20 protein-coding genes are annotated in these 14019 nt (G+C 65.9%); all 20 read left to right on the top strand.

Translation table 11 applies throughout. The annotated features are described in order from the left end of the window. The 20 genes from T331_RS0102625 (at position 1) to T331_RS0102530 (ending at position 14014) form a co-directional block, all read left to right on the top strand. Positions 1 to 1395 (top strand): phage portal protein, encoded by a 1395-nt coding sequence (locus T331_RS0102625; protein WP_026438920.1) that lies wholly within the window; start codon positions 1 to 3, stop codon positions 1393 to 1395. Continuing rightward, entirely contained in the window at positions 1392 to 1781 is a 390-nt protein-coding gene (locus T331_RS0102620; RefSeq protein WP_026438919.1) for a hypothetical protein, read from the top strand. The genes T331_RS0102625 and T331_RS0102620 overlap by 4 nt, the downstream gene beginning before the upstream one ends. Positions 1782 to 2072: 291 nt before the next feature. Next, positions 2073 to 3395 (top strand): DUF4043 family protein, encoded by a 1323-nt coding sequence (locus T331_RS0102615; protein ID WP_026438918.1) that lies wholly within the window; start codon positions 2073 to 2075, stop codon positions 3393 to 3395. A gap of 12 nt (positions 3396 to 3407) precedes the next feature. Then, positions 3408 to 3716 (top strand): hypothetical protein, encoded by a 309-nt coding sequence (locus tag T331_RS0102610; protein ID WP_008494737.1) that lies wholly within the window; start codon positions 3408 to 3410, stop codon positions 3714 to 3716. Further along, positions 3716 to 4111 carry a hypothetical protein gene (locus T331_RS0102605; protein ID WP_008494735.1) on the top strand — a complete coding sequence of 132 codons (396 nt, stop codon included), beginning with the start codon at positions 3716 to 3718 and terminating at the stop codon, positions 4109 to 4111. The genes T331_RS0102610 and T331_RS0102605 overlap by 1 nt, the downstream gene beginning before the upstream one ends. Position 4112: 1 nt before the next feature. After that, the gene (locus T331_RS0102600; protein WP_026438917.1) at positions 4113 to 4757 is read left to right on the top strand and encodes a hypothetical protein; all 645 of its coding nucleotides are present in this window, start codon (positions 4113 to 4115) and stop codon (positions 4755 to 4757) included. After that, a complete protein-coding gene (locus tag T331_RS0102595) occupies positions 4757 to 5587 on the top strand; it encodes a hypothetical protein (protein ID WP_026438916.1) in 831 nt (276 codons plus the stop codon). The genes T331_RS0102600 and T331_RS0102595 overlap by 1 nt, the downstream gene beginning before the upstream one ends. 7 nt (positions 5588 to 5594) lie before the next feature. After that, positions 5595 to 5735 carry a hypothetical protein gene (locus T331_RS20200; protein ID WP_008494732.1) on the top strand — a complete coding sequence of 47 codons (141 nt, stop codon included), beginning with the start codon at positions 5595 to 5597 and terminating at the stop codon, positions 5733 to 5735. Positions 5736 to 5738: 3 nt separating this feature from the next. Then, entirely contained in the window at positions 5739 to 7292 is a 1554-nt protein-coding gene (locus T331_RS0102585; RefSeq protein WP_026438915.1) for a tail protein, read from the top strand. Between the two features lie 15 nt (positions 7293 to 7307). Further along, positions 7308 to 7736 (top strand): hypothetical protein, encoded by a 429-nt coding sequence (locus tag T331_RS0102580; RefSeq protein ID WP_008494730.1) that lies wholly within the window; start codon positions 7308 to 7310, stop codon positions 7734 to 7736. Beyond that, entirely contained in the window at positions 7736 to 8038 is a 303-nt protein-coding gene (locus T331_RS0102575) for a hypothetical protein (protein WP_026438914.1), read from the top strand. Before T331_RS0102580 ends, T331_RS0102575 begins: the two co-directional genes overlap by 1 nt. A 26-nt stretch (positions 8039 to 8064) precedes the next feature. Beyond that, a complete protein-coding gene (locus tag T331_RS19750) occupies positions 8065 to 8223 on the top strand; it encodes a hypothetical protein (protein ID WP_211248665.1) in 159 nt (52 codons plus the stop codon). After that, positions 8220 to 8906 (top strand): hypothetical protein, encoded by a 687-nt coding sequence (locus tag T331_RS0102565; protein WP_026438912.1) that lies wholly within the window; start codon positions 8220 to 8222, stop codon positions 8904 to 8906. The genes T331_RS19750 and T331_RS0102565 overlap by 4 nt, the downstream gene beginning before the upstream one ends. Beyond that, on the top strand, positions 8906 to 9091 hold the full coding sequence (locus T331_RS0102560; protein ID WP_026438911.1) for a LysM peptidoglycan-binding domain-containing protein: 186 nt from the start codon (positions 8906 to 8908) through the stop codon (positions 9089 to 9091). The genes T331_RS0102565 and T331_RS0102560 overlap by 1 nt, the downstream gene beginning before the upstream one ends. Further along, positions 9081 to 10055 carry a hypothetical protein gene (locus T331_RS18995; protein ID WP_026438910.1) on the top strand — a complete coding sequence of 325 codons (975 nt, stop codon included), beginning with the start codon at positions 9081 to 9083 and terminating at the stop codon, positions 10053 to 10055. The genes T331_RS0102560 and T331_RS18995 overlap by 11 nt, the downstream gene beginning before the upstream one ends. Next, the gene (locus tag T331_RS0102550; RefSeq protein WP_026438909.1) at positions 10056 to 10598 is read left to right on the top strand and encodes a phage baseplate assembly protein V; all 543 of its coding nucleotides are present in this window, start codon (positions 10056 to 10058) and stop codon (positions 10596 to 10598) included. Beyond that, complete coding sequence (locus T331_RS0102545) at positions 10598 to 10960, top strand: GPW/gp25 family protein (RefSeq protein WP_026438908.1); 363 nt, start codon at positions 10598 to 10600, stop codon at positions 10958 to 10960. The genes T331_RS0102550 and T331_RS0102545 overlap by 1 nt, the downstream gene beginning before the upstream one ends. A 7-nt stretch (positions 10961 to 10967) precedes the next feature. Beyond that, positions 10968 to 12092, top strand: a complete 1125-nt coding sequence (locus tag T331_RS0102540) for a baseplate J/gp47 family protein (RefSeq protein ID WP_026438907.1) — start codon at positions 10968 to 10970, stop codon at positions 12090 to 12092. Between the two features lies 1 nt (position 12093). Further along, positions 12094 to 12750 (top strand): hypothetical protein, encoded by a 657-nt coding sequence (locus T331_RS0102535; protein WP_026438906.1) that lies wholly within the window; start codon positions 12094 to 12096, stop codon positions 12748 to 12750. Positions 12751 to 12760: 10 nt separating this feature from the next. Further along, positions 12761 to 14014, top strand: coding sequence for a glycine-rich domain-containing protein (locus T331_RS0102530; protein ID WP_026438905.1), 1254 nt, complete (start codon positions 12761 to 12763; stop codon positions 14012 to 14014). Positions 14015 to 14019 lie beyond the last annotated feature (5 nt).

The following is a 14019-nucleotide window of genomic DNA, read 5'->3' as shown; positions in this document are numbered from 1 at the left end:
ATGTTCGATATGATTTGCAGCACCATGCCGGTGGATGCGGGGCTGCCGGCGCGCGTGGCGCGGCTGCAGGCGCTGAAACGGGTTCTGGATGGCACGCTTTATGACGATCTGCCCTACCAGTTTCATGAGGAGCGCAATGGCGCCGGGGAATATATCCCGCTGCGGTTGCGCCGGCCCTCGGTGCGCTACGGGCTGTGCCGGGTGGTGGTGGAGGATTCCGTGGCGTTGCTGTTCAGCGCTGGGCATTTCCCGACCATCGAGGCGCCGGATGCGGCGTTGGGGCGGGTGCTGGCGGATCTGTTCGCCGAGGCGCGGCTGAATGAGGTGATGATCGACGCCGCACTGCGCGGGGCAGTGGGCTCGGTGGCGCTGCTGTTCCGGGTGCTGGGCGGGCGGGTGTTTTTTTCCGTGCTGGAGAGCCTGTATCTGACGCCGGTCTGGCGGGCGGATGTGCCGGATGAGCTGGCGCGGGTGAGCGAGCGCTACAAGGTGAGCGGCGCGGATTTGCTGGCGCAGGGCTATGAGGGCGTCGATCCGCAAGGGCTCTATTGGTTTCAGCGGGTGTGGGATGCGCAGGAGGAGATTTGGTATCTGCCCTGCCCTGTCGATGATCCGTTGGCGAAGCCGGTGAGGGATGAGCTGCGCAGCGTGACGCATGGGCTGGGGTTTGTGCCGGTGGTGTGGGTGCGCAATCTGCCGGGGGGCGAAGGCGTTGATGGGGCCTGCACGTTTCGCGCCGCCATCGAGACCAATATCGAGATTGACTACCAGCTTTCGCAGGCGGGGCGAGGGTTGAAATATAGCTCCGATCCGACATTGCTCATTAAGGAGCCGGCGACCAGCGACAGTGAGATCGTGAAAGGTGCCGGCAATGCCTTGGTGGTTTCCGAGAAGGGCGATGCCAAGCTGCTGGAGATTGGCGGCACCGCGGCGGAGGCGGTGATTGCCTATGTGCGTACGCTGCGGGAATTCGCGCTGGAGAGCGTGCATGGCAACCGGGCGAGTGCCGAGAAGCTGGCGGTGCCGCAATCCGGCCGGGCGCTGGAGATGATGAATCAAGGGCTGATCTGGCTCGCTGATAATCTGCGGATTTCTTATGGCGATGGCGGGATTCTGGCGTTGGCGCGGATGGTGGTGAAGGCGTCCAGCCTGTTTGCGTTGAGTGTGCGCGGCGCGCCGGTTGGGGTGCTGGATGACACGCAAAGGCTGAGTTTGCGCTGGCCGCGCTGGTATCCGCTTTCGGCCGATGACCGGCTGAAGGAGGCGCAGGCGGTGGCGACCTTGGTGGGGGCTGGGCAGATGTCCCGCGAGACGGCGGTGCGCAGCATGGCGGCGAATAATCTGGTGAATGATGTCGAGGCGGAGCTGGATGCGATCGAGCAGGGTGAGCCATGAGCGATGATGTGAATGAGAGTGCCGCCTGGCGGCAGCGGGCGGAGGCGGCGGAGGCGGCGCTGGCCCGGGCCGAGGAAGCTGCCAGGGCCAGGGTGGTGCAGGCGGAGTTGAAGGCGGAGGCGATCCGGGCCGGGATGATCGATCTGGACGGGCTGAAGCTGATCGACCCTGAGAGTTTGCGGATGAATGAGGCGGGCGGGGTGGAGGATGCTCCGGCTTTGCTGGCGGATCTGAAGCGGGCGAAGCCGTGGCTGTTCGGGGCGGGGAAATCCTCCTCGGCGGCGGCAAGCCCGCCGCGGCCGGAGCCGCCGCGCCAGCGCCATGCCAATGAGATGAGCCGCGAGGAGTGGCTGAGCGCGCGCGCGGCTTTGCTACGGCGGCGATAGCGGCTTTTTCTATAGAGACTGTCTGTTTCCAACAGATAGCTGGAAAATTATCAGAAGTTTTTGGGGGTGTGGGGAGTTTTTTCAAAAAGTCCCCACGACGGTTCGGGGGTGGCGACGTTGCTGCCACCACCCGAACGTTTTTCGCCGCTTTTTTGAAAAAAAGCGGCACCAAAAAACTTTTATGATTTTTCAGGAAATCTCTAACGCAGAGTTATTTTTGATCGTTGCCTCGTCGCGCGTTGCGCGGCGGGCTTGGTGGTTCACGTCTGAAATCTGGAGATTTACGAGGCAATGGGGATTCAGAATTTCCCGGCTGCGCTGCAGCCGATCATTCAGCAGGGGTTTCTGGAGCGCGAGTTTGAGACCGCGCTGAAATCCAGGCTGGGCTATCGCATGATCGCCGATCGCGAGGAGTTCGCGGTGGGGATTGGCGAGACGCTGACCAAGACCCGGGCGGGGTTGAAGCCGAGCGTGACCACGCCGCTGGCGGCGGCGAACAATACCAATCTGGATAACGGGCTCACCTCCAGCAATTGGGGGGTGGAGCAATATACGATTTCGCTGAATTTCTATGCGGCGACGCAGGACCTGAACATGGTCACCTCGCGCGTCGGCATCGCCTCGCAGTTTCTGCAGAATGCCGCGACCAATGGCGAGCAGGCGGCGCGCAGCCTGGATGAGCTGGCACGCAATGCGCTGTTCGCCCCCTATTTCGGCGGCAATACCAGGGTGCTGACCACGCTGGGCGCGGCGGGGCCGAGCATCGAGGTGGATGATATTCGCGGTTTCCAGACCGTGTTCGTCAACGGGGTGCAGCAGGCGGTTTCGGCCAGCAATCCGTTGGCGGTGACGGTGGGGGCGGATCTCTACACGCTGGTGGGGGTGGTGGCGGATGCGACCAATGTATCGGGTGCGCCGAACGGGATTTCCGGGCAGCTGACCTTCGCGACCAATGTGAGCGTGGCGGATGGCGCGGCCGGCAATGCGGTGCAGGCGGCGACGGCCAGCCGCATCGTGCGTCCGGCCAGCCGGCTGACCACTGCCGCGCTGCAGGCGACCGATACGCTGGCGATGGCCAATCTGCTGGACGCGGTGGCGCTGTTGCGGCGCAATGCGGTGCCGACGGTGGATGGGGTTTATAATTGCTATCTGGACCCGGTTTCCGCCCGGCAGCTCTTCGCGGATGCGGATTTCAAGCAGCTCTTCCAGGGCGCGACCTCCTCCAACGCGGTGTTCCAGCAGGGGATGGTGAGCGACTTCCTGGGCCTGCGCTTCATCACCACCACCGAGGCCTATGTGCAGGCGCATCCGAGCATTACCGGGCTGAATGTGCGCCGGCCGATCGTGTGTGGGCAGGGCGCGCTGATCGAGGGAGATTTCGCCGGGATGGCGGCCGATGATGTGGCGCCGAAGGACAGCCTGGTGCAGGTGATTGACGGGGTGGCGATGGTGACGCGCGAGCCGATCGACCGGCTGCAGCAGATCATCGCGCAGAGCTGGTACTGGATTGGCGGCTTCTGTGCGCCGTCCGACACCACCACCACGCCGACCACCGTGCCCACCGCCACCAATGCGAATTTCAAGCGCGCGGTGATGCTCGAGCATGTGGGCTGAGGGGGCGGCGCCATGGCAAGCGGTGCAACCCAACCTTTCCGCCCGGCCGGGACCGTCGCGGCCAGTGCCTCCACCAGCGCGGTGAATGTGGCGCTGGCGGGCGGCGGCCAGGCGGTGCTGGTTTATAATGCCAGTGCCGCCACCGCCTTCTTCCGGCTGGGCGGGGCTTCGGGGCTTTCCGCCAGCGGCAGCGATACGCCGGTGCCCGCCGGGGCAAGGATGCTGGTGGATGCGGGGCCTTTCGTGACCAACGCGGCGGTGCTGCTGAGCAGTGGCACCGGCACGGTCTATTTCACCCTCGGCGATGGGGATACCTACTGATGAGCGGCACCCTGCCTACCGGCTTCAGCGATGCGCAGAAGGCTGATCTCAGGCGTTTTTGCGGCTATCCGGCCTATGGCGCCGGGGCGGCGGGGTTCAACTCCTGGCGGTTCTTTCAGGCCTACGGCACGCTGGAATACCGGATGAATAATCTGGCCCCGGCGGAGGTGGCGGTGTGCTTGCAATATCTCTCCACCCTGGCGACGCTGGAGGCGGCGATCCCGCCGACGTCTGAGAATCTGGATACGGAGAGTGCGGCGGCCTGGACGCATAATGCCGATGAGCTGCGCGACCGCACCAATCTGTTCGATGGCTGGCGGCGCCGGCTGTGCGGGTTTCTGGGCGTGCCGCCCGGCCCGGCGCTGGCGCAGGCCGGCGTGACCCTGGTGGTTTGAGATGGACGGGGTGCGGCTGGCGGACCGGCTGGCCTACGGGGCGGGGCTGGCGGCGCGGCGTGTGGGCTTTCTGCATGACGCGTTTCGCCCGGCCGGGCCGGAGGCGCCGCTGGCGCTGGAAAACCGCTTCATGCGGCTCTGCGTGGCGTTTGTGACCCAGGCGGGCAGTGTTGGCGAGCCGAGCGGGTTTGGTGTGCCCTTTCGCCAGGCCTGGGCGGATTGGTCCTATCTGCGGGTGGGGGATTATCTGGCCGGGCCGGAGGGGATTTGCTTCATCGCCAGCATCGAGCCGCCAAAGCCGATGCTGGTGGTGATGGGTAATGGGCTCCTGGCCCTGGTGCGGCCGGGCGGGCAGACGCAGCCCGGCCTGACTGGCTATGGCGCTGTGCAGGTGGCCACCGAGACGCCGTTATTCACCGGCTTTCCCGCCAGCCTGCTGGCCGGCGGGCTGGGCGACCGCACGCGGGATGGGCTGCCTGATGATGGCAGGGTGCCAGGATTTGTGGCGCTGCTGCCGGCTGTGGACAAGGTGGTGCCGCAGGTGGCGGATATTTTGATCAATGAGCGGGGCGAGCGTTATGCGCTGACCGGCATCGAGGCGGTTGGCGGCATCTGGCGGCTCTCCTGCGTACAGGCGGTGCGCTGATGGCGGATCTGGCGGATGTGGAGGCGGCGCTGGCGGGGATTGCCGCGAATGCGGTGTATCCCAGCGGCACGGCGGCTCCGAGTGTTCTAGGCGTGGACTGCAAGATTTATCGGGGCTGGCCGCTTTCGCCGGTGCTGGATGCGGATCTGGCGCAGGGCATGGCGCATGTGAGTGTGAGCGCCACCGAGACGCCGGCGAAGATCACCACGCGCTATCCGCGCATCTGGCAGGCGCTGAGCCCGGCGAGCGGCAGCTTGGCGGTGAGTGTGAGCGGGGTGAGTGCCAGCTTTTCCGGCAGCTGCTCGACCGGCCTGCTGGCCGGCGTGCTGGTGGATGGGCAAAGCTATGCCTACGCGGTGCAGGCCAATGACAATGCGCAGACGGTGGCGAGCAATCTGGCGGCGCTGCTGCGCCAGGGCGGCTGGATTGTGAATTATGCCGGCAGCATGATCAGCGTGCCGCAGGCGGCGAGGTTTGTCGCACGGGTGGTGGCGGGGGCTGGGGCGCTGCAGGAAATCCGCCGGCAGATCCAGGAGATCAGGGTGGCGATGTGGTGCCCCTCCCCTGCCTTGCGCGATGCGCTGGCGCCGGTTCTGGATGCGGCGTTGATGGCGGATGAGTTTGTGGCGCTCGCGGATGGGTCTTCGGCGCGGATCAAATTCGCCAATACGTTGAGCAGCGACAATGGCGGCAATGCCGCACTCTACCGGCGCGACCTGGTCTATGCGCTCGAATACCCGACCACGCTGGCGCAGCAGGATCCAGCGATGCTGTTCGGAACCATGGCGGCCACCGTCAACACGGTTGTGCTGGGAACTTATCAAAGCTGAGGCAGACATGAATTTTCATCTGGTGGTGTTGAAGCCGTTTGGCACGTTCAAACGGGGCGATCTGATTACGGATGCCGCGACCGTGCTGAAGGTGCTGGGCGGCGGCAATGCGGCCTCGGTGGTGCGCGTGTTGGCGAAGGGGGCGTAAGCGATGCCGATTGTTCAGCAAGGGGCGATCAATACCACCGCGCTGGTGGTGCCGGATCTCTATGTGCAGATCGTGCCGCCGCAATCTCTGCTGTTGAATGGCGTGCCGACGGATATGCTCGGCGTGGTGGGCACGGCGAGCTGGGGCCCGGTGGGCGAGCCGACGGTGATTGGCAGCATGAGTGATTATGCCGCCGCCTTCGGGCCGGTGATGGCGCGCAAGCATGATATGGGCACCCAGGTGGCGACCGCCGTGCAGCAAGGCGCGGCGAATTTCCGCTGCGTGCGGGTAAGCGACGGCACCGATACCGCCGCCAGCCTGAGCGTGCTGGGGGCGATCACCTTTACCGCCGTGCATACTGGCAGCACGGGCAATCAGCTGACCCTGACGCTCTCGGCTGGGTCCGCCGCCAATAGCTGGCGGCTGACGGTGGCGCTGCCGGGGCAGAGCCCGGAGGTGTTTGACAACCTCACCGGCAGCGGCGCGCAATTCTGGCAAAATCTGGCGAATGCGGTGAATAGCGGCAATGGCGTGCTGCGCGGGCCCTCGCAGCTGGTGGTGGCGAGCCCGCAATCCGTGCAGGCGACGCCGACGGCCGGCAGCTACCCGTTCGCCGGCGGCACGCCGGGCAGCGATGGCGCCAATGGCGTGACTGCGGCGACGCTGGTGGGGTCTGACACCGCGCCGCGTTTGGGCATGTATGCGCTGCGCGGCCAGGGCTGTGCCATCGCGCTGCTGGCGGATACCGATGATCCCACGCAATGGAGCGTGCAGATGGAATTCGGCCTGTCCGAAAGCGTCTATATGATCCTGACCGGGCCGGCGGGCGATACGATCGCGAACGCGGTGCTGGTGAAGGGCGAGGCGGGGGTGGATTCCTACGCCGCGAAGATGATGTTTGGCGATTGGATCTATTGGTTCGACCAGGCCAATGCGGTGACCAGGCTGGTTTCGCCGCAAGGGTTTGTGGCGGGGCGGTTGGCCAATCTGTCGCCGGAACAATCCTCGCTGAACAAGCCGCTTTATGGGGTGGTGGGCTCGCAGAAATCCGGGCAGCCGGGGAGTGCGACGGCGACGACCTATGCCAGCGCGGATCTCGCGGCGCTGCTGAGTGCGGGGATCGATGTGATTGCCAATCCGCAGCCGGGCGGGGCCTATTGGGGGGTGCGCGGCGGGCATAATTCCTCCTCCAGTGCGGCGGTGAACGGGGATAATTATACGCGGCTGACCAACTATATCGCCGCGACCTTGCAGGCGGGCATGGGCGGGTATGTCGGGCAGCTGGTGAACAGCACTTTGTTTCAGAAAATCCGCGCCACGCTGCTGGCCTTTCTGAACGGGCTGCTGCAGCAGGGGATGCTGGGCAGCACCGATGGCAGCATGCCCTTCGCGGTGATCTGCGATGTCAGCAACAATCCGCAGAGCCGCACGGCGTTGGGCTATGTGCAGGCGGATGTGCAGGTGCAGTACCAGGCGATCAACGAGAAATTCATCGTGAATGTGCAGGGCGGGCAGACGGTGCAGGTGAGCGTGCAGACCGTGCCGGTTTCGGCCTGAAGAGAGGGATGAGACATGCCGTTTAACACATTTTCCGTTGGCAGCGACTGCCAGATTGTGGTGATGGGGCCGTTCGGGCGGGTCGATCTCTCGCATGTCACCGGCTTTGAGGCGAGCCAGGTGACGCTGCCCTTGCGGGTGGACCGGCTGGATGGGGTGCAGCTGGGGGCGGAGCTGCCGAAGGGCTGGAATGGCAGCTTCATGCTGGATCGCGGCTCCTCCGCCGCCGATGATTTCATCGCGCAGATCGAGGCGGCCTACCTGAACGGGCAGAGCATCAATGGTGGCACGCTCTATCAGTATGTGAATGAGCCGGATGGCTCGACCTCGACCTACCAGTTCAACAATGCCGTGTTCAAGCTGGCCTCCGCCGGGTTGTACAAGGGCGATGCGACGGTGACGCAGCGTTTGGATTTCTTCGCCTCCAGCCGGACCAAGGTGTGATGGCGCAGAGCGTGACGGATGCGAAGGGCCGGGTGATCGAGCTGCGGCGGATGGGCGTGTTGGAGCAGCTGCGGCTTTATAAGGTGTTGGGGCCGGAGCTTTCCGAGAACCGCGCTTATATCGGGCTGGCGCGGATTGCCGCTGCCGTCTCCAGCGTGGATGGCGTGCCGCTGCCGTTTCCGGGCAGCGAGGCGGGCATCGAGGCGGCGCTGGAGCGGCTGGATGAGGAGGGTGTGGCCGCCGTGGGCGAGGCGCTGCTTGCGGCTGAGCCGGCTGATCTGGCGGCCGCAGCGGGAAACTGAGCCGGCACCCTGGGCTAACAGATTGTTTGTATCTGGTGCGCTGCGGGGTGCCGTTCGAGATCGCGTTCGGGCTGGATGAGGCGGAGCGGCTGGCCTTCATCGTGACGATGGGCACGCTGGAGGGGCATCGCTTCGACTGGACGGCGCTGCGCTGGCGTGATGAGGAGGCAGGAGGGCGGGGATGAGTGATGTCGTGCTCTCTTTGGGCAATGTCGCGTTTCGCGACATGGAAGTGCCGGAGAAGATCCGCTTCGGCGGCCGGCAGCGCCTGGCGGTGCAGAATATCATCGGCGGCGGCCGGGTGGTTGGCGCGCTGGGGCTGGATGATGGGGAGATTTCATTCTCCGGCATATTCTCCGGCCAGGATGCCGCCGCCCGGGCGCAGCTTTTGGATATTGCCCGGGCGCAGGGCAGCGAGATGCCGCTGGTGTGGGGCGGGTTTTATTATCTGGTCATCATCAGCAGCTTCGTGGCGGAATATCGCCGGCCGAATCTGATTCCGTTTGCGCTGACCTGTGTGGTGGTGAGCGACCCGCTGGCGGATGTGGCGGCGGCGCTGCCGGTGGCGACGCTGATTGGCAATGACATCGTGGCCGCCACGGGATTTTCCGGACAGGCGGGGCAGGTGCTGGCGGGGACGAGCCTGGCGGCTTTGGCGGCGGCGCAAGCCGGGATCGCCGGGGCGATGGGCAATGCTGGAACCGCTCTGGGGGCGGCTGGCGCGGCTCTGGCGGGGGCGGCGACGATTGTCGCCGGGGTTAACGCGCTGACGCAGATCAATGCCCGCAGCGGGCAGTTGGCGGGGTTGGCGGGGATGTCCGGCTATGTGAACCGGGCGGTGGTGAATTCGGCTCTGGAGGCGGTTTGATGCGCACGGTCATCGTTGTGGCGGGCGGCAATCTCTTCGCCATCGCCGCGCAATATCTGCAGGATGCGACACAATGGATCCGCATCGCGCAGGCCAACCAGATCAGCGATCCGGTGCTGCGCGGGGTGACGACCTTGGTGATCCCGGAACGCAACCCATCGGCCGGAGGCGGCATTGCCGGTTGAGCAGCCGCGCGCGCGGGTGAGCCTGGGCGGGGTTGAGCTGGGTGGGGTGGTCGAGCTGGAGGTGGAGGCGGCCGGGTTGTACCAGGCCGGGCGCTACCGGCTGGTCTGCGCGGCCAGTGCGGCCTCCTTGTTGCCGCTGGCGATGGACGGCGGCGGGCCGGTGCCGATCCTGCTGGAAATCGGCGCGGACGGGTTCGGGTTTGCGCCGCTTTTGTCGGGGTTGGTTGAGACGCTCCGGTTCGATCTGGCGCGTGGGGTGGCGGTGTTGCAGGGGCGCGATGAGACGGCGCTGCTGATCGATACAGAGATTTCCGAGAGCTTTGTCAATCAGACGGCCAGCGATGTGGCGCTGGCGGTGGCGCAGGCGCATGGCCTGGCGGCGAATGTGACGCCGACGCAGACGCTGATCGGCCAGTATTATCAGATCGACCATGCCCGCAGCGCGCTGACGGTGGGGGCGCGGGCGAGCACGCAATGGTCGCTTCTGTGCGGCCTGGCGGAGGCGGCGGGGTTCGCGGTTTCGGTGGTGAACGGCACGCTGAATTTCGGCCCGATGCTGAACACGAATGTGCGGATGGTGACGGCACGGAATTTTCTGAGGCTGGAGGTGGATCTGATCACGGCGTTGCCGGCCAGTGTCACGGTGCGGTCCTGGAATTGCCGGGACAAGAAGGTGGTGACGCAAGCGGCGGGGAGCGGCAAGGCGACCAATCTGGTCCGCCCGAACCTGACCACCCAGCAGGCGGGGGAGTATGCCAGCGCCTATTTGCAGAATGTCCAGCGCCACGCGCAGCTTTTGCTGGGGCGGATGCCGGGTGACGCCAGCTATGCGGTCGGCGATACGCTGTTGCTGAGCGGCACGCAGACGGCGTTGGATGGCAGCTACCAGGTGGCCGCTCTGCAATGGCGGTTGAATGACAGGGACGGGTTTGTGCAGAGCCTCAAAGCCTACGGGGTGGCGTGAATGGACCAGCTGCGGAATCTGATCAAGGCCCATGCGGGGGGGCTGGACGGCTTGGCGGGGACGCTGCGCTTCGGGCTGGTGGCGAGTTTCGACCCGGTGGCCTATGCGGCGAAAGTGCTGATCCAGCCTGAGAATGTTTTGAGCGGCTGGCTGCCGGTGATGTCCTGCTGGGTAGGCAATGGCTGGGGGCTGGCGGCTCCCTTGCCGCCGGGCACCCAGGTGCTGGTGCTGGCGCAGGAGGGCGATGCGGAGCAGGGCGTGGTGGCTGGCGCGGTCTGGTCCGCGCAGGACAAGGCCACCGGCGCGCCGGCCGGCGAATTATGGCTGCTGCACCAAAGCGGCAGCGCGGTGAAGCTTTCCAATGACGGCAGCATTCTGCTGCAGGCGCCAACGGTGAAGGTGCAGGGCAATCTTGTCGTCAGCGGTTTTGTGTCTGACCAGGGCGGCGCGCATGGGAGCTTGGCCGCGTTGCGAAATGCCTATGACGGGCACCAACATCAGGCGCCGAACGGCATGACCGGGCTGCCGACGGAGATTGTGTGATGGCTGATCTGGCCTTGCAGTTTGGCGGCGATTTGATGGTCAGCGCGTCGGGCGATCTGGCGGTTCTCGATGACCAGGCGCTGGTGCAGCAGCGGGTTTTGCGCCGGCTGCTGACCAATCCTGGTGATTATATCTGGCAGCTTGGCTATGGGGCGGGGCTGGGGCAGTTTATCGGCCAGCCGGCGGCGTTGAGCCTGATGGCCGGGCTGGTGCGCGCGCAGATGCGGCGCGAGCCGCAGGTGATGCAGTCCCCGCCGCCAACGGTTTCGATGAGCATGGCCGATGACGGCACCGTCAATGCCACGGTTTCATATGTCGATGCCGCGACCGGGCAGACCGCATCGCTTTCATTTTCCATATAGGACGGACATGCGATTATCGTTGCAGAATTTCTCCACGCTGGTGGAGGGGATGGCGGCGTCTGTTCAGGGGGCCGCGGCGAGCTTGCTGGATCTGACGGTCGGCTCCGTGCTGCGGGCGATTCTGGAGGCCAATGCGGCGCTGGCGCTGTGGATGCAATGGCTGATCGTGCAGACGCTGAGCGCGACCCGGCTGGCGACCAGTGCCGGCGTGGATTGCGACAGTTTCGGCGCGGATTTCGGGTTTGCGCGGCTGCCGGCGGTGGCGGCCAGCGGGGTTGTGGTGATGTCGCGTTTCACCCCCAGCCTGCAGGCGTTGATCCCGGTGGGGGCGAGTGTCGGCACGGCGAATAATCAGCAGAGTTTCATCATCGTCGCGGACAGCAGCAATCCGGCCTACAGCGCCGCGCTGGGCGGCTATGTGCTGGCGGCGAATATCGCCGCGGTGAGCGTGACGGTGGTGGCCGCCATCGCCGGGCAGGCCGGAAATGTGCAGGCTGGCGCGATCTCTTTGTTGAGTGCTGCGATTGCCGGGGTGGATGTCGTGAGCAACCCGAATGCCTTGACCGGCGGGCTGGATGCGGAAAGCGATGCCGCGTTCAAGCAGCGCTTCGGCATGTATCTGGCGGGATTGTCGAAGGCGACGACGGCGTCGATCGCGAGCGCCATTGCTGGCATCATGCAGGGGTTGAGCTACGCGATTGCGGAGAATCTCGACCAGACTGGCACCCCCCAGATGGGGTTTTTCGTGGTGACGGTGGATGATGGCACCGGGTCGCCGCCGGCCAGCCTGCTGGCGACGGTGCAGCAGGCGGTGGAGCAGGTGCGCCCGGTGGGCACGAGCTTCGCGGTGCAGGGGCCGGTGGTGACGCGGGCCGATATCTCGCTGAGTTTGAGCACGGACAGCCTGGCCGACCATCCGGTGGCGGTGGCCGCCGTGGCCGCGGCGCTGGCTGATTATATCGCGGGGCTGCCGGTGGGTGGTACGTTGAGCTACACAAGGCTGGCGCAGCTGGTTTACGATGCATCCAGCGCCATCAACAATATTTCCGGATTGCTGCTGAATGGCGGCACCGCGGATCTGGTGCCCGGCAGGTTCGGGGCGGTGCGCGCCGGCGTGATTGCGGTGGCCTGAGATGATCGGCGATGTTTCCGATATGGCCGCCCGTCTCGCGCAGCTGCTGCCGACCGGCTGGTTTGCCGATGAGGCGCCCAATCTCGCCGCGCTGCTGAACGGGCTGGGGCAAGGCTGGGCGAATATCTACACGCTTTTGCAGCAGGCGCGGGCGCAGTTGCGCATCGCCACCGCGAGCGGGGTGTTTCTGGACATCGCGGGGCAGGATTATCTGGGCGCGGCCTTGCCGCGCCGGCCGGGTGAGGCGGATGCGGCGTTCAGCACCCGGCTGCGCGCAGCGCTGCTGGCGCCACGCGCGACCAGGGCCGCGTTGAGCACGGCGTTGACGGTACTGACCGGGCGTACGCCGGTGATTTTTGAACCGCGCAACCCGAGTGACACCGGCGGCTATAATCTCAATGCCGGGTATAACAGCGCGGGCGGCTATGGCAGCCTGGCGATGCCCTACCAGTTTCTGTTGACCGCCTACCGGCCGAACGCCCTGCCGGCCAGCCATGCCGGCGGCTACGGCGTCGGCCCCGGCGGCTATGGCGTGGCGCCGATGGCGTATAGTTCCGCGGCTGAGCTGGCCGGCAATGTCAGCGACGCGGAGATTTATCAGACGATCGCCGGCTTCATTCCGACATCCAGCATTGCCTGGACGCGGCTTACCAACTGAAGGCTCATTCATGGATCGCAACATCGTCTATCCCGGCAGCATTCCGCTCGATAGTGATATTCTCTCCACCAATCGCAATGCCATGGTGGGCCTGGCGGCGCTGAGCGCCGCGACGCTGGGCACCGGCACGGTGGTGGATGGGCTGGCCTGCACGCCGACCGTCCCGGCCTCGCTCGCGGTGGTGGTGGGGGCGGGCAGCATCACCCAGCTCTCCAGCGTGGATGCCACCTCCTACGGGTCCCTGGCGGCGGATCTGACCGATCAGATCGTCAAAACCGGGATCAATCTGCGGGCGACGAGTTTCCCGCTGGCGGCGCCGAATTCCTCCGGGCAATCGATCAATTATCTGATCGAGGCGGCGTTCGCGGAGAGCGATGCCGACCCGGTGGTGCTGCCCTATGTCAACGCCGCCAACCCGACCCAGCCTTATTCCGGCCCGGCCAATTCCGGCACCGCGCAGAATACGATGCGGGTGCAGCGCGTGCAGCTGCAGGTGAAGCCGGGGGCGGCGGCCTCGTCTGGCACGCAGACCACGCCGGCGGTGGATGCCGGCTGGGTGGGGCTTTACATGGTGACGGTGAATTACGGGCAGATTGCGGTGACGGCGGCGAGCATCGCGCTGCTGCCGCAGGCGCCGTTTCTGTCCTACAAATTGCCCGCTTTGCGGCCGGGGTTTGCCAATCAGCAGGTCTTTACCGGGTCTGGCACGTTTGTGGTGCCGAACGGGGTGAGCGTGGTGAAGGTGAGCGCGATCGGCGGCGGTGGGGCCGGCGGTTATCACAGCACCATGCCCAGTGGCGGCGGTGGCGCCGGGGCGCAGGTGACGGGGATCATTTCCGGGCTGACGCCGGGCCAGGCGATTCTGGTGACGGTCGGGGCCGGGGGGGCGGCACCTGGTGCGTATGGCAATGGCGGCAGCGGCGGCGCTTCGAATTTCGGCGGCTTCATCACTGCGGGCGGCGGCACTGGCGGCAATGGCGGGACTGCCGCGAATTTCGCCAATGCCGGCGGCGCGGGCGGGCAGGGCTTTGGCGGGCAGGTGAATATGGCGGGCGCGGTGGGGACGGATTCCATCGTCGTCGCCTGCCGGGGTGGCGATGGCGGCGGCCCTGGCAATGGGCGCGGTGCCAGCGGTCCACTCTCCGGCGTTGCGGCGCCGGGCTATGGCGGCGGCGGTGGCGGTGGCGGCTGTTCGCCGGGCGGTAGCCCGGTGGGCTCGCCCGGCGGCGCCGGCGGGGCCGGCATCGTGATCGTGGAATATTGAGGAGC

It is taken from the genome of Acidocella facilis ATCC 35904 (assembly GCF_000687875.1).
Classification (GTDB): domain Bacteria; phylum Pseudomonadota; class Alphaproteobacteria; order Acetobacterales; family Acetobacteraceae; genus Acidocella; species Acidocella facilis.
This window is presented reverse-complemented; position numbering and strand designations above follow the sequence as displayed.

What these genes read in the sequence shown, in the direction of transcription:
- T331_RS0102535 (WP_026438906.1), top strand. Translation starts at nt 12,094, where the DNA reads ATGATCGGCGATGTTTCCGATATGGCCGCCCGTCTCGCGCAGCTGCTG.
- T331_RS0102550 (WP_026438909.1), top strand. Translation starts at nt 10,056, where the DNA reads ATGGACCAGCTGCGGAATCTGATCAAGGCCCATGCGGGGGGGCTGGAC.
- T331_RS0102625 (WP_026438920.1), top strand. Translation starts at nt 1, where the DNA reads ATGTTCGATATGATTTGCAGCACCATGCCGGTGGATGCGGGGCTGCCG.
- T331_RS0102605 (WP_008494735.1), top strand. Translation starts at nt 3,716, where the DNA reads ATGAGCGGCACCCTGCCTACCGGCTTCAGCGATGCGCAGAAGGCTGAT.
- T331_RS0102620 (WP_026438919.1), top strand. Translation starts at nt 1,392, where the DNA reads ATGAGCGATGATGTGAATGAGAGTGCCGCCTGGCGGCAGCGGGCGGAG.
- T331_RS0102540 (WP_026438907.1), top strand. Translation starts at nt 10,968, where the DNA reads ATGCGATTATCGTTGCAGAATTTCTCCACGCTGGTGGAGGGGATGGCG.
- T331_RS0102545 (WP_026438908.1), top strand. Translation starts at nt 10,598, where the DNA reads ATGGCTGATCTGGCCTTGCAGTTTGGCGGCGATTTGATGGTCAGCGCG.
- T331_RS0102580 (WP_008494730.1), top strand. Translation starts at nt 7,308, where the DNA reads ATGCCGTTTAACACATTTTCCGTTGGCAGCGACTGCCAGATTGTGGTG.
- T331_RS0102585 (WP_026438915.1), top strand. Translation starts at nt 5,739, where the DNA reads ATGCCGATTGTTCAGCAAGGGGCGATCAATACCACCGCGCTGGTGGTG.
- T331_RS0102600 (WP_026438917.1), top strand. Translation starts at nt 4,113, where the DNA reads ATGGACGGGGTGCGGCTGGCGGACCGGCTGGCCTACGGGGCGGGGCTG.
- T331_RS0102575 (WP_026438914.1), top strand. Translation starts at nt 7,736, where the DNA reads ATGGCGCAGAGCGTGACGGATGCGAAGGGCCGGGTGATCGAGCTGCGG.
- T331_RS0102615 (WP_026438918.1), top strand. Translation starts at nt 2,073, where the DNA reads ATGGGGATTCAGAATTTCCCGGCTGCGCTGCAGCCGATCATTCAGCAG.
- T331_RS0102560 (WP_026438911.1), top strand. Translation starts at nt 8,906, where the DNA reads ATGCGCACGGTCATCGTTGTGGCGGGCGGCAATCTCTTCGCCATCGCC.
- T331_RS20200 (WP_008494732.1), top strand. Translation starts at nt 5,595, where the DNA reads ATGAATTTTCATCTGGTGGTGTTGAAGCCGTTTGGCACGTTCAAACGG.
- T331_RS0102565 (WP_026438912.1), top strand. Translation starts at nt 8,220, where the DNA reads ATGAGTGATGTCGTGCTCTCTTTGGGCAATGTCGCGTTTCGCGACATG.
- T331_RS0102530 (WP_026438905.1), top strand. Translation starts at nt 12,761, where the DNA reads ATGGATCGCAACATCGTCTATCCCGGCAGCATTCCGCTCGATAGTGAT.
- T331_RS0102610 (WP_008494737.1), top strand. Translation starts at nt 3,408, where the DNA reads ATGGCAAGCGGTGCAACCCAACCTTTCCGCCCGGCCGGGACCGTCGCG.
- T331_RS0102595 (WP_026438916.1), top strand. Translation starts at nt 4,757, where the DNA reads ATGGCGGATCTGGCGGATGTGGAGGCGGCGCTGGCGGGGATTGCCGCG.